Consider the following 12,660-nt stretch of genomic DNA (forward strand, 5'->3'; position numbering starts at 1 on the left):
CAGTCGGCGATATTCCGGGATCCGGACCAGTAGGCTGCGCGCGTGGCCCAGATTCAGATCCCCGCTGACCTCAAGCCCGCCGACGGCCGTTTCGGCTGCGGCCCCTCCAAGGTGCGCCCCGAGGCCCTCAGTGCCCTCGCCGCCACCGGTACCTCGCTGCTCGGCACCTCGCACCGCCAGGCCCCCGTCAAGAACGTGGTCAAGCGCGTGCGCGAAGGTGTCGCCTCCCTCTTCTCGCTGCCCGAGGGCTACCAGGTGGTGCTCGGCAACGGCGGCTCCACCGCCTTCTGGGACATCGCGGCCCTCGGCCTGGTCCGGCAGAAGTCGCAGCACCTGAGCTTCGGCGAGTTCTCCTCCAAGTTCGCCTCCTCGGTCAAGGCCGTGCCGTGGCTGGACGACCCGAGCGTGCTCAAGACCGAGCCGGGCACCCACCCGCTGCCGGTCGCCGAGGCCGGCGTGGACGTCTACGCGCTGACCCACAACGAGACCTCCACCGGTGTGGCGATGCCGATCCGCCGCCCCGCGGGCACCGCGGGCGACGGCTCGCTGGTCCTGGTGGACGCCACCTCGGGCGCCGGCGGCCTGCCGGTGGACATCACCGAGACCGACGTCTACTACTTCGCGCCGCAGAAGTCCTTCGCCTCCGAGGGCGGACTCTGGCTGGCCACCTTCTCGCCGGCCGCGCTGGAGCGGGCCGCCGAGATCGCCGGCGCCGGCCGGTACATCCCGCCGTTCTTCGACCTGCCGACCGCGATCGACAACTCCTCGAAGGACCAGACGTACAACACCCCGTCGATCGCCACCCTGTTCCTGCTGGCCGACCAGTTGGAGTGGCTGAACGGCAACGGCGGGCTGGACTGGGCCGTCGCCCGTACGGCTGAGTCCGCGGCCCACCTGTACGGCTGGGCGGAGAAGTCCGCGTTCGCCCGTCCGTTCGTGGCCGAGCCCGCCGAGCGCTCGCAGGTGGTCGGCACCATCGACTTCGACGACGCGATCGACGCGGCCGCGGTGGCCAAGGCGCTGCGCGCCAACGGCATCGTGGACACCGAGCCGTACCGCAAGCTCGGCCGCAACCAGCTGCGGATCGCGATGTTCCCGGCCGTCGACCCGGCCGACGTGCAGGCGCTGACCGCCTGCATCGACTACGTGGTCGACCAGCTCTGACCGTCCCTGCCCGCGTCGTCGAGCGGGGGGCCGCTGCCTACGGGCAGCGGCCCCCCGCTCACGTCACTCCCGCAGACGTCACTTCCCGATCAGGGCGCTGACCAGCACCGCCACCAGGATCAGGCCGAAGGCGCCGGTGACGATGCGGGTGCGAGTCTTGGGGTCCACGCTTTCCACGGTACCTGGCCCCCGCAGCGCCCCTTTACCGGGGCCGGGCGAGCTCCCAGCGGTCGATCGCGGTGTAGCGCACCGGGCCGTTCCCCCGGCCGAAGTCGCTGCGCATCAGCTCGAAGCCGGTGACCGGGTACGGCGTGCCCTGGAAGGTCGCCAGCCGCTCGGCAGCCGCCCGCAGCGCCTCGCGCTGCTCCCGGGGCGGGTGGGAGCGGCCGGTGCCGGCCCGGGCCAGCGTCAGGTGCGGCTGGTACCCGGACTCCTCGGTCACCCCCAGCTCCTCCCCCGCCACCCGGGCCACCGCCCCGGCCAGCGCGCGCAGCTCCCGGGTCTGCCCGGCCAGGCCCACCCAGAGCACCCGGTCCCCGAACCGCCCGCCCCCGGCCAGGCTCACCCGGTGCTCCTGCTGCCCGGGCGCCACCCGGGCCAGCCCGTCGCGCAGCGCGGGCAGCCGCTCCTCGGGCACCTCCCCCAGGAACACCAGGGTCAGGTGCCACCCGGCGGGATCGGCCCAGCGCAGCCCGTCCGCCCCGGCCACCGCGTGCAGCGGTGCCACCGCCCGCGCCAGTTCGGCCAGGGCGGCGGCGGGCGGCGTGACGGCGACGAAGAGCCTCATGGCCTCATTCTCCGCTCATCGCGGTCTTCGCCGCCCCCGCTGCGCCGTTGCGCCGGCGCGGACATGACGCTCCATCACAGGCGCCGGGGTCAGCGCCGGGCGATCCTCAGGACCCCGGTCTCGGTGCCCTGGTAGAGGGTGCCGTCGGGGGCGGTGGTGCCGGTCATCTGGAGCGGGTTGTAGAGCAGGCCCACGCCGATCCACGAGCTGGAGCGCTGGGCGCCGGTGGCCGGGTCGATGGTGGCGTAGGAGTAGGAGGCGAAGGTCTGCACCCCCGCCGCTCCGGTCGGGCCGCTCACCGTCAGGGTGTGGATCAGCCCGTCGCCGAGCGAGAGCCGGGGCAGTGCCGCGGACTTGACGGCGCTGTTCCACACCGGGTGGCAGCCGTTGCCGTCGGCGTCCAGGTCGATCCGGCTCAGGCCGCCGTCGAAGCCGGCCGAGGCGGGCGTACTGGCCGGGGCGCCGGCCGGCAGGGCCGGGTACGGGTAGCCGTAGGTGTTGGTGACGAAGACGCTGCGGCCGGAGGCGATCACCGCGTCCTCGGTGCCGCTCGCCGGGTACTGGGTCAGCACGGGGGTGCTGCAGACCGGGGTGGGACCGCCGGCCACCCGGTAGACCAGCAGGTTCTCGTGCGGGGCTGCGTTGTCGGTGATGGTCACGTACTCGGTGCCGTCGCCCGGACCGAAGAAGCTCGGGGTGGCGCCGGTCCCCCAGCTGAGCTGCCCCGGCTTGCGCCCGGGCCCGCGGTCGTAGGCGGCCCGCCACTCGACCGCCGGGGTACCGTCGGGGGCCTCGGTGAGCAGGTAGAGCGCGTGGTCGGTGGCCACCGCGGTGTGGCCCGGGACAGTGGAGATGCTGTTGCCGACGCTCTCCCCCGTGCTCAGGGTGCGCACCGCCCCGGTGCCGGTGTCCACGGTCCCGATCACCCCGCCGCCGGTGGCGAACCAGATCCGGCCGTCCCACCCGGGGCTGAGGCCCACGATGTTGTCGCCGGCGGGTACCGCTCCGGCGAGCGGGGTGCTCTGGTCAGCCGTCAGCGACCAGTGGCCGGCGGCGTCCTGGTGGTGGCCGACCCGCAGCAGGTTGTCGTTGCCGTCCACCACGACCAGGGCGTTGCCGCTGTCCAGGTACGCGTAGACGCCACCGAACAGGCTCCCCTTGGGCAGGGCCAGCGAGGCCAGGTCACTCCCGTCGGCGGGGTCGAGCAGGTGCACGGTCGGAGTCTGCCCGAAGATCGTGGTGCACAGGGCCACCGGCTTCGCGTCGCTGCCGATCACGATGGTCGGGCAGGCCGAGGCGAGCGCGGTCCGGCTCCAACCGACCGCTCCCGTCCCGGGCCCGGCGTACGGGGTGGTGTCGCTGGAGGCGCTGTCCCCGTGCATGGTGGCGGTGCCGTTGGCGGCGGTGGCCGGATTCTGCGGCGGCAGCGGACCGTAGGGAGCGCCGGCGCTGTCGGCGAACGCGGGTGCACTCAGTACGAGGGAGAGCGCGGCAAGGGCAGGGACGGCGCGCAGGGTGCGCAGGCGCATGGCGGGTCCTGTTCCGTTGGTGGGTACGGGTACGGGTACGGGTACGGGTACGACGGAATCGGCGGCCGGGCACGGGAGGTCACGGGGCCGCGCGGGTACGGCGGGCGAGGGAGGACGTGACGCGGCCCGGGAAGGTACGCGGGGCGGTGAAGCGGGTCGGACGCGTCGTCAGCTGACGCGGCAACAACCCGTGCTGGTGGCACGGCCGTGATCGATGTGGCGGCGGCTCACCAGGAAGGTCACGCGGCCACTGTAGCGAGGGGCACCGGATCTGTCAGCGACTGACTGGATGCTGGACACCCCACTCGGCCTGCCAACCGCCTTGTGGCGAGCACGTCGCCAGTTGATCGCGCCGCCGGGCATGCGGAGTCAGGCCGGCGGGGGCGTGACCTGGCACAGCACCACCAGCTCCAGCCGCGGCACCAGGTAGTAAGCGAGCAGCCCTCCGGCCACGTCCAGGTAGCGCATCGGCTCGCCGCTGCCCTGGTAGGTGGCGCCGTCGAGATAGAGGGCCTCGGCCGCGCGGACCAGCTCGGCCGCCTTCTCCTCGACAGCGGCCAGGAAACCGGCGGGCGCGCCGCCGGTGACGTGCTCCGGGCTGGGCAGGTACTCCCAGCTCCAGGTCATTCAGCCACCGCCGCGAATGCCTTCCGGTACAGCTCCGCGACGGCGACCGCGTTCTTCCGGCACTCCGCGAGGGTCTCGGCGTGGTTGGCCAGGTAGTTCGCTCGGTGGTACGCCTGCGCGGTCGCCGGGACCCGCTCGATCTCCACGATCGCGGCCCAGTGCGTGACGAAGGAGCGGATCGGCTGGACGCTGCCGGTCGTGATGGCCTCGGCCATCGCCTGGCTCTGCCCGTCGATCATCTCGGCCAGCCGACCCGGAGCGACCACGGACAGCGCGGCCCGCAGCGCGGCCGGGGTCAGCTCGGGCCGGGGGATCAGCTCGGCACCGTCGTGCGCCAACTCGCTCATGGCACGCTCCTCTCGTCAGCACCGAGGCTACCGGCTCCCGTGTCGGGTCCGGCGCCGCGCACACTCGGAGCGCGGCGCCAGTGCCAGAGCGGTCGGACGGTGGCACCATCAGCGGCGGTCCGACGCGTCACCCGGGCGAGGGACCCGATCAGACCGCCCGCGCCGCCGGCCCGAAGTGGCGGGCGAAGAAGCGGACCGCGCTCTCGGCCTCGAAGCGGGGGAGCTCCTTGTGCCTGCCCGAGTTCACGTGCAGGGACTTCTCCGTGGAGGCGAAGGCGTCGAACAGCTCGAGGCCCTCCTCGCGGGTGATGTGCTCGTCGTCCCACTGGAGGTCGAACTCGATCGGGACGGTGATCCGCCGCGCGTGCTCGGCCAGCGCCTGGGGCCAGTGCTGGCCGAAGACGGCGGCCTTGACCCGGGGCTCGGCCGCGACGAACGGGACGCCGATCGCCGTGCCCATGTTGATGCCCCAGAAGCCGACCAGGCCGTCCGTGCCGATCTCCGGGAGCTGCTGGAGCGCGTCGAGCAGCGCGTGGTACTCGGGCACGGCGAGCTTGGCGAGGTGCTCGTTGTAGCGGACCACGATCGGCCCCTCCGGCTCGCCGGCCGCACGGGCGGCGAACATGGTGGCGATCTCCCGCTCGTCGTGCTCGGTGCGGGGGCGGTCCCCGTGCCCGGGCGCGTCCAGCACGGCCACGTGGTACCCGCACTGGCGCACCAGGAGGGCGGCCCGCCCGGACATGGCGGGGTGCTTCTTGTGGTTGCCGCCACCGTGGGCCTGGAGAATCAGCGGGGCCCGGTCCGCAGCGGACTCGGGCGACCAGAGGACGCCGGGGACCCCGTTGACGGTGAACTCGCGCTCGACGATGCCGTTGGCGGTGGACTCAGCGGTAATGAGGAGAGTGTTCATGGCAGTTGCCCTTCGAGAGTGCCTTGCTGGTGAGGCGCTCCCGGCGACACCTACGCTGATCGCCGAACCGTGGCGGCGAGGGGGAGCACCCATCGGAGTACTGCGTTCACGGGTGTCACCTCCTCATGATCAATCACGGCCGGGAGAAAGCTAGCAGACTGGTCGTCAGCCCCGCGAGACCTTTCTCAGACCGCGGTCTGGTGATCGGCCTCTTCGTCCCGCTGATCCACCTGGCCCCGGCTGTCGTCGCGCTCGCCCTGCGCTAGAACTGACGGCATGACACCCGAGATCCGCACCGGCGGCCCCGCCGACGTCCCCGACATCCTCGCCCTGCTCGACGCCGCGGTCGCCTGGCTCGCCGCCCAGGGGCGGACCGAGCAGTGGGGCGCCACTCCCTGGTCCGGCCGACCGGCCGCGGTGGAACGGGTGGAGCGGTACGCACGGGAGTACCTGGTCCGGATCGCGGCAGACAGCGAGGGCCGGACCATCGGCAGCTGCATCCTGGCCGACCACGCCCCGGACTACGCGCCGAAGACCGACCAACCCGAGCTGTACGTCCAGCAGTTGGTCATCAGCCGGGAGCACCGGAACAGCGGCGTCGGCGCCGCCCTGATCGCCGACGCCCGGGCCGAGGCGGCCCGCCGCGGCGTCGGCCTGCTGCGGGTCGACTGCTACGCGGGCCCGGACCGCAAGCTGGTCGGCCAGTACCGGGCGCTCGGCTTCACCGAGACCGAGCCCTTCGAGGTGGCGATGGCCGACGGCACCCGGTGGCCCGGCCAGGTGCTGGAGATACGCCTCTGAGCGGGGCAGTCCACCGACCACCCCGCCCAGCGACCAACCAGCTCAACAGAGCCTCAACAAGCAGTAGCGAGCTCCCGCGACGGCACCGGCACCGGGCTCCGCGGCACGAAGGCCACCACCCGGCTGCCGCGGTGCAGGTCCACCCGCAGCCGCAGGTCCGCGTACCGCGCCAGCACCAGACCGACCACTCCCGCCGCCAGCGCGGAGACCAGCCCACAGGCCAGCAGCCCGATCCGGGCCCCGTACGCATCCGTCACCCACCCGACCAGCGGCGCGCCGACCGGGGTGCCGCCGGTGAAGACCAGCACCAGCAGGCCCATCACCCGACCGCGCATCTCGGGGTCGGTGGCCAGCTGCACGTAGGAGTTGACGGCGGTGTTGAAGGTCAGCCCGAAGACCCCGATCAGGACGAGCAGCGCCGCGAAGCTCCAGTAGCCGGGCGCCACCGCGCCGGCCAGCTCCAGCACGCCGAAGGCCAGCGCCGCACCGGTCAGCAGCCGCAGCCGCGGGTTGCCGCGGCGGGCCGCGTAGAGCGCGCCGACCAGCGAGCCCAGCGCCATCGCGGTGTTGAGCAGGCCGTACTGGCCGGGGCCGACGTGGAAGGTGTCGTAGGCGAAACCGGAGAGCAGGGTCGGGAAGTTGAAGCCGAAGGTGCCGATGAACCCGGCCAGGACCAGCGGCCAGATCAGGTCGGGGCGCTCCTTGACGTAGCGCAGCCCCTCCTTCAACTGGCCCTTCTCCCGCGGGATCCGGTCCACGGGGCGCAGTTCGCTCACCCGCATCGCCAGCAGCCCGGCGATCACCGCGACGAAGGAGAGCGCGTTGAGCGCGAAGGCCCAGCCGCTGCCCACGGCGGCGATCAGCAGGCCGGCCACCGCCGGGCCGACCAGGCGGGCGCTCTGGAAGTTGGCGGCGTTGAGCGAGACCGCGTTGCTCAGGTCCTTGGGTCCGACCATCTCGGAGACGAAGGCCTGCCGGGTCGGGGTGTCCACCACGGTGACCAGGCCGAGCAGCAGTGCGAAGGCGTAGACGTAGTACTCGGTGACCAGGCCGGTCAGGGTGAGCACAGCGAGTCCGACGGCCAGCAGGCCCATCGCGCCCTGAGTGGCGATCAGCAGCCGGCGCTTGGGCAGCCGGTCGGCCAGCACCCCGCCGAAGAGGCCGAGCAGCAGGGTGGGCAGGAACTGCATGGCGGTGGTGATGCCCACGGCGAGCGGGCTGCCGGTCAGGCTCAGCACCAGCCAGTCCTGGGCGATGCGCTGCATCCAGCTGCCGGTGTTGCTGACGATCTGTCCGGCGAAGAAGTACCGGTAGTTGCGCACCCGCAGTGAGGAGAACATCCCTCTGGGGCGGGTGAAGTCGGCCCCGGTGGGGCCCGGTGCGGCGGAGGTCGCCGCGGTGCGTTCGTCGGGGTCGGCGGTATGGCTTCCCTGGGTCATCTACTCCCTTTCATCGGTGTGCAAAAACGCGAGCTCGTCCAGAGCTACAGGTGCGCGAGCTTGTCCAGCACGGGCGCGGCCTCGCGCAGCCTCGCCCACTCCTCCTCGGTGAGCTGGGCAGCGAGCTCGGCGAGCCAGGCGTTTCGGCGCCGACGGCTCTCGTCCAGGATCTCGGCGGCCTGCTCGGTCATGCTGACCACCACCTGGCGCCGGTCCTGCGGGTGCGACTCGCGCCGCACCAGGCCCTTCTCCTCCAGCATCGCGATGATCCGGGTCATCGAGGGCGGCTGGACGTGCTCGCGGCGCGCCAACTCCCCCGGCGTGGCACTCCCGCACCGCGCGAGGGTACCCAGCACCCCCATCTCGGTGGGGCTCAACGACTGCTCGACGTGCTGGTGCCGCAACCGACGGGCCAGCCGCATCACGGACGACCGCAGCTGGCTGACGGCAGCCAAGTCGTCCCCGGACATCTCGGACATGATCTTTAGCCTACGTCATTACTCTGTCTAAATAAAAATCGATTGAGCCGGACGCGCCCGGAGTCACCAGGAGAACCGTCTCGGCTGCCTCGTCACCACATAGAGTGATCGCACACTGACGATCCGTCGATCCGGGGAATCCTCGCCATGCGCTACCGCCGCCAGCTCTCAGCGCGGAAAGGCCCGCCGACTGCGCCACCCGGTGTGCTCGCGGGCCACCGCGCTCTCCACGTCCCCGGCCAGCCTCGCCCACTCGGCCTCGGCGTCCCGCGCGCCCAGCTCCAGGGTGCTCAACCGGCCCCAGACCAGGTCGAGTTCGCGCGCGGCCAACTGGTAGCCGAGCACCAGCGGGCGCAGCTGCATCAGCTCGGTCCAGGCGATCACCGCGGCAGCGGCCGCCGCGCAGGCGGCGAAGACGCTCACCGACAGGACCCCGGTCGCCTGGGCCACCGCACCGGCGGCGCCGACGATCATCAGCACCCCGGTGGCCAGCTCCCAGGTGACCGACTGCGACTCGTAGGCCTGGGCCCGGGCCAGGTACCAGGTGCGCTGCTGCTCCACCCGCAGCCGCAGGTAGAAGGTGCGCCGGGTGACCAGGCTCTCGGCGCGCAGCCGGCGCATCCCCTCGGTGATCTCGGGTGCCGCCTGCGGCGGGAAGACCCCGTAGTCGCCGAAGGTGACGAGCAGTTGGGAGACCAGGGCGCGGTAGTCCTCGTCCACCTCCAGCGACTCGGCCGGACCGGCGAACGGCCGGGCCCGCACCGCGTACGCCCAGGCCAGTGTCTTCACCGACTCGGCGGCCGCCCGGGCCTGGTACCAGTGGGCCTGCGGATTGGCCGCGCGCAGCCGCGACCAGAAGAAGCAGCCCACCAGGAAGGCGGCCAGCGAGACCAGCGGAGCCGGGCCCTTCCCGGTGGCCACCACGCCCATGGCGGCGGCCAGCACCAGCATCAGGATCAGCCCGCGGTACCAGCGCAGCGCCTGCCGCTGCCCGAGGAGGGCCGCCTGGTCGGCCGTCCGGAACGGCTCGGGCAGGAAGTCAGCCTCGTCGATCGTGCTCGGATCCCATCGCGCCATCGGCCCCGTGCCCCCTCACAGCTCTGGGAGGCAGTATGCCCACCGTCAACTGGGCTACACAGCACGGTTTCCAGCCACCGGGCGGCCCCGGCGTGCCCGAGCTGCTCTGGTACGCGGCGTACGGCTCGAACCTGCACCTGGCACGGCTGACCGCCTACCTGGCCGGTGGCCGGCCGCCCGGCGGCTCGGTGGAGTTCCCGCCCTACCCGGGCTGCCGCGACCGGCGCCCGCCCCGCGCCGACCGGCCGGTGCACCTGCCCGGGCAGTTGTTCTTCGCGCTGGAGTCGCGGGTGTGGGGCGGCGGGATGGCCTTCCTCGACCCGGCCGCCCCTGGCCGGATCCCGGCCCGCGCCTACCTGGTGACGGCGGATCAGTTCGCCGATCTCGCGTCCCAGGAGATGCACCGCCCGCCCGGCGAGCAGCTCGACCTGGCACCCGTGCTCGCCACCGGCCGCGCCCGGTACGGCGAGGGCCGGTACGAGACGCTGGTCAGCCCGGGCTGGCTGGCCGGGCACCCGGTGGTCACCTTCACCGCACCCTGGCCGGTGGCCCGGGCCGCACTCAACCCGCCCGCGGCCCGCTACCTGCAGCACCTGGGCAGCGGCCTGCACGAGTCCCACGGCTGGCCGCCGCCGCACACCGCCCGCTACCTGGCCACCCGCCCGGGGGCGGCGGGGCACTGGACGGTCGAGCGGGTGGCGCAACTGCTGGCCGCTCAGCCCGCCAGCCGGCCGGCCAGTCCGTCCAGGACCACCTCCAGCCCGTAGCGGAACTTGTCCTCGCGGGCCGCCGCCGGGTCGGCGAACTCGGCGGGCACGTCCTCGGTCTGGTCGGCAGCCCCGTGCTCGGCGGGGTGCTGATCGCCCACTTCTCCTGGCACGCCATCTTCTTCCTGAACGTCCCGGTGGTGGCCCTGGCGGTGCTGGCCGGCCTGCTGCTGATGCCGGAGTCCAAGGGCCCGTGGCAGCAGCCGGACCCGCTGGGCGCGGTGCTCTCCGCCGTGGGGATGACGGCGCTGGTCGGCTGGATCATCGAGATCCCGCAGCACGGCTCCTTCGGCGGGCACGCCTGGATCGCGCTGACCGCAGCCGTGCTGGCGCTGGCCGGGTTCGTGGTCTGGGAGAACACCACCGCCTCGCCGATGGTCCCGCTGGCCCTGTTCAAGCACCGCGACTTCACCGGCGACTCGCTCTCGCTGACCCTGGTCCAGATCGGCAACGGCGGCCTGCTGCTGGTGCTGACCCAGTACCTGCAGTTCGTGCTCGGATACTCGCCGGTCAAGGCCGGGCTGGCCTTCGTGCCGCTGGCGGTGGCCGCGCTGATCGGCAACGGGGTGGGCGCCAAGGCGGCCGCCAAGCTGGGCAACCGGGCGCTGGTGCTGACCGGGATGGGCGTCATGGCGGCCTCCTTCGCCCTGCTGACCACGGTCGCCGCGGACACCTCCTTCGCTGTCCCCGCCACCGCACTGGGCCTGCTGGGCCTGGGCGCCGGCCTGGCGATGCCGGCCGCGGTGGGCGCGCTGATGGGGACCATCCCGCCGGAGCAGGCGGGAGTCGGCTCCGCGCTGAACGACACCATCGGCCAGGCCGGCACCGCGCTGGGCATCGCGATCCTGGGCTCGCTGCTCGCCTCCGACTTCGCCGGGCGGATGCCGGCCTCGGCCTCCGCCGGTGCCAGGCAGTCGATCGGCGGCGCGCTGGCGGCGGCGCACGGTGACCCGGCCCTGGTCCACACGGCCCGGGTGGCCTTCGCCGACGCGATGTCCACCACTTTCACGGTGAGCGGGATCGGGGTGCTGGCGGCAGCCCTGGTGGCGGCGCTGGTGATGCGCAGGCGCACGCCGCAGCCGGTGGTGGCGGAGGCGGCGGCGGAGCTGGCGGCCTGACCCACCGACAGACGGCAGGGCCCGTCGCGGACAGCGAATGTCCGCGACGGGCCCTGCCGTGCGGTCCGGGAGCCGTGACCGCCCGCGGTTGCTACTGCCCGATCCCCAGGGCCGGCATCAGGTAGTAGAAGGCGAACACGCCCGCCACCACGTACAGCGCGACCGGCACCGACCTCCACCGCCCGGTGGCGATCCGCAGCACGCAGAAGGTGATGAAGCCCATCCCGATGCCGTTGGTGATGCTGTAGGTGAACGGCATCAGCACCATGGTCAGGAAGGCCGGGATGGCGATCGTGTAGTCCGCCCAGTCGATCTCGCGGATCGAGTTGGCCAGGATCAGGAAGCCCACCGTGATCAGCGCCGGGGTGGCCGCCTGCGCCGGGACCATGGTGGCCAGCGGGGTCAGGAAGAGCGCCAGCAGGAACAGGGCGCCCGTCACCAGACTGGCGAGCCCCGTCCGCGCCCCCTCGCCGACGCCGGCCGTGGACTCGACGAAGCAGGTGTTGGCGGAGGCGGAGGTGGCGCCGCCGGCGGCCGTCGCGATGCCGTCGACCATCAGGATCCGGTTGATGCCCGGCAGGTCGCCGTTCTGGTCGAGCAGGTGGGCCTCGTCGGCCACGCCGAGGATGGTCCCCATCGCGTCGAAGAACGAGCTCATCAGGACGGTGAAGACGAAGAGCAGCCCGGTCAGCAGCCCGACGTGCTGGAAGCCGCCGAACAGGCTGACGTTGCCGACGATGCCGAAGTCCGGGCTGTCGACCGGGTTGCCCGGCCACTTCGGGACCGTCAGGCCCCAGGCGTCGGCGGGCAGGTCGGCGGCCTGCTGGATGATCAGCGCGACCACGGTCATGGCCACGATCGAGATCAGGATCGCGCCGGGGACCTTGCGCACCACCAGCACCAGGGTCAGCAGCACCCCGAGCACGAAGACCAGCACCGGCCACCCGTGCAGGTGGCCGCCGACGCCCAGCTGGAGCGGCACGGTGGTGTGCGCGGCGTCCGGGATGCGGCTGACGAAGCCGGAGTCGACCAGGCCGACCAGCGTGATGAACAGGCCGATGCCGATCGCGATCGCCTTGCGCAGGCCCAGCGGGACCGCGTTCATCACCCGTTCGCGCAGGCCGGTGGCGACCAGCAGCATGATGCAGAAACCGGCCAGCACGACCATGCCCATGGCGTCCGGCCAGGTCATCCGGGGAGCCAGCTGGAGCGCCACGATGGTGTTCACGCCCAGGCCGGCCGCCAGCCCGATCGGCACGTTGCCGATCACGCCCATCAGCAGCGTGGTCAGACCCGCCGTCAGAGCGGTGGCCGTGACCAGCTGCGGGAAGCTGAGGGCGTGCTTGTTCATGTCCACCGCGTTGGACAGGATGATCGGGTTCAGCACCAGGATGTAGGCCATGGTGAAGAAGGTCGCCACCCCGCCGCGCAGCTCACGGCTGAGGCTGGAGCCGCGGGCGGAGATGCGGAAGTAGCGGTCCACGGCGCCGGTGGGGGATCCGGGCGCCGGCGGCTCGGGCGACTCCAGGGCGGGCTGGGCCTGGGAAGGCATGCGTTGTCCTCGAAGTGGGGGTGGAGGAGAGCCTCAAGTATGAGTTTTCGGTTGTGCACGCGC

At 72.6% G+C, this 12,660-nt stretch carries 13 protein-coding genes and 1 pseudogene; 4 read left to right on the forward strand and 10 right to left on the reverse strand.

Features of this window, described 5'->3' with window-relative positions; genetic code table 11:
• Positions 1-42 precede the first annotated feature (42 nt).
• Positions 43-1,164 (forward strand): phosphoserine transaminase, encoded by a 1,122-nt coding sequence (gene serC, locus C7C46_RS06420; protein ID WP_110666644.1) that lies wholly within the window; start codon positions 43-45, stop codon positions 1,162-1,164.
• A 202-nt stretch (positions 1,165-1,366) separates the two neighbouring features.
• Here serC and thpR read toward each other — a convergent pair whose 3' ends face one another.
• The 5 genes from thpR to C7C46_RS06445 form a co-directional block, all read right to left on the reverse strand.
• Positions 1,367-1,951, reverse strand: a complete 585-nt coding sequence (gene thpR, locus C7C46_RS06425) for an RNA 2',3'-cyclic phosphodiesterase (protein WP_110666646.1) — start codon at positions 1,949-1,951, stop codon at positions 1,367-1,369.
• Positions 1,952-2,040: 89 nt separating this feature from the next.
• Positions 2,041-3,480 carry a hypothetical protein gene (locus tag C7C46_RS06430; RefSeq protein ID WP_110666648.1) on the reverse strand — a complete coding sequence of 480 codons (1,440 nt, stop codon included), beginning with the start codon at positions 3,478-3,480 and terminating at the stop codon, positions 2,041-2,043.
• Between the two features lie 369 nt (positions 3,481-3,849).
• Entirely contained in the window at positions 3,850-4,107 is a 258-nt protein-coding gene (locus C7C46_RS06435) for a hypothetical protein (protein ID WP_110666650.1), read from the reverse strand.
• Positions 4,104-4,454 (reverse strand): hypothetical protein, encoded by a 351-nt coding sequence (locus C7C46_RS06440; RefSeq protein WP_110666652.1) that lies wholly within the window; start codon positions 4,452-4,454, stop codon positions 4,104-4,106. Before C7C46_RS06440 ends, C7C46_RS06435 begins: the two co-directional genes overlap by 4 nt.
• 148 nt (positions 4,455-4,602) lie before the next feature.
• A complete protein-coding gene (locus tag C7C46_RS06445) occupies positions 4,603-5,364 on the reverse strand; it encodes an alpha/beta hydrolase family protein (RefSeq protein WP_110666655.1) in 762 nt (253 codons plus the stop codon).
• A 276-nt stretch (positions 5,365-5,640) separates the two neighbouring features.
• On the opposite strand from C7C46_RS06445, the gene C7C46_RS06450 reads away from it, so the two are divergent.
• Positions 5,641-6,165: a GNAT family N-acetyltransferase gene (locus tag C7C46_RS06450; protein WP_110666658.1), complete on the forward strand. Its 525-nt coding sequence runs from the start codon at positions 5,641-5,643 to the stop codon at positions 6,163-6,165.
• A gap of 53 nt (positions 6,166-6,218) precedes the next feature.
• Here C7C46_RS06450 and C7C46_RS06455 read toward each other — a convergent pair whose 3' ends face one another.
• The 3 genes from C7C46_RS06455 to C7C46_RS35825 form a co-directional block, all read right to left on the reverse strand.
• Complete coding sequence (locus C7C46_RS06455) at positions 6,219-7,604, reverse strand: MFS transporter (RefSeq protein WP_110666660.1); 1,386 nt, start codon at positions 7,602-7,604, stop codon at positions 6,219-6,221.
• A gap of 44 nt (positions 7,605-7,648) precedes the next feature.
• The gene (locus tag C7C46_RS06460) at positions 7,649-8,083 is read right to left on the reverse strand and encodes a MarR family winged helix-turn-helix transcriptional regulator (RefSeq protein ID WP_110666662.1); all 435 of its coding nucleotides are present in this window, start codon (positions 8,081-8,083) and stop codon (positions 7,649-7,651) included.
• A 168-nt stretch (positions 8,084-8,251) separates the two neighbouring features.
• Positions 8,252-9,160, reverse strand: a complete 909-nt coding sequence (locus C7C46_RS35825; protein ID WP_110666664.1) for a DUF4231 domain-containing protein — start codon at positions 9,158-9,160, stop codon at positions 8,252-8,254.
• A gap of 35 nt (positions 9,161-9,195) precedes the next feature.
• Here C7C46_RS35825 and C7C46_RS35830 point away from each other — a divergent pair, with 35 nt between their 5' ends.
• The gene (locus C7C46_RS35830; protein WP_110666844.1) at positions 9,196-9,927 is read left to right on the forward strand and encodes a histone deacetylase; all 732 of its coding nucleotides are present in this window, start codon (positions 9,196-9,198) and stop codon (positions 9,925-9,927) included.
• Here C7C46_RS35830 and C7C46_RS35835 read toward each other — a convergent pair.
• Complete coding sequence (locus tag C7C46_RS35835) at positions 9,876-10,028, reverse strand: hypothetical protein (protein WP_220040569.1); 153 nt, start codon at positions 10,026-10,028, stop codon at positions 9,876-9,878. The two genes, C7C46_RS35830 and C7C46_RS35835, sit on opposite strands and share 52 nt — an antisense overlap.
• On the opposite strand from C7C46_RS35835, the pseudogene C7C46_RS35840 reads away from it, so the two are divergent.
• Positions 9,978-11,045 (forward strand): annotated as a pseudogene (locus C7C46_RS35840) (MFS transporter); the annotation flags it as partial. The gene C7C46_RS35835 and the pseudogene C7C46_RS35840 sit on opposite strands and share 51 nt — an antisense overlap.
• A gap of 91 nt (positions 11,046-11,136) precedes the next feature.
• Here C7C46_RS35840 and C7C46_RS06480 read toward each other — a convergent pair.
• Positions 11,137-12,597, reverse strand: coding sequence for an NCS2 family permease (locus tag C7C46_RS06480; RefSeq protein ID WP_110666666.1), 1,461 nt, complete (start codon positions 12,595-12,597; stop codon positions 11,137-11,139).
• Positions 12,598-12,660 lie beyond the last annotated feature (63 nt).

The organism is Streptomyces tateyamensis (assembly GCF_003205575.1).
Taxonomy (GTDB): Bacteria; Actinomycetota; Actinomycetes; order Streptomycetales; family Streptomycetaceae; genus Kitasatospora; species Kitasatospora tateyamensis.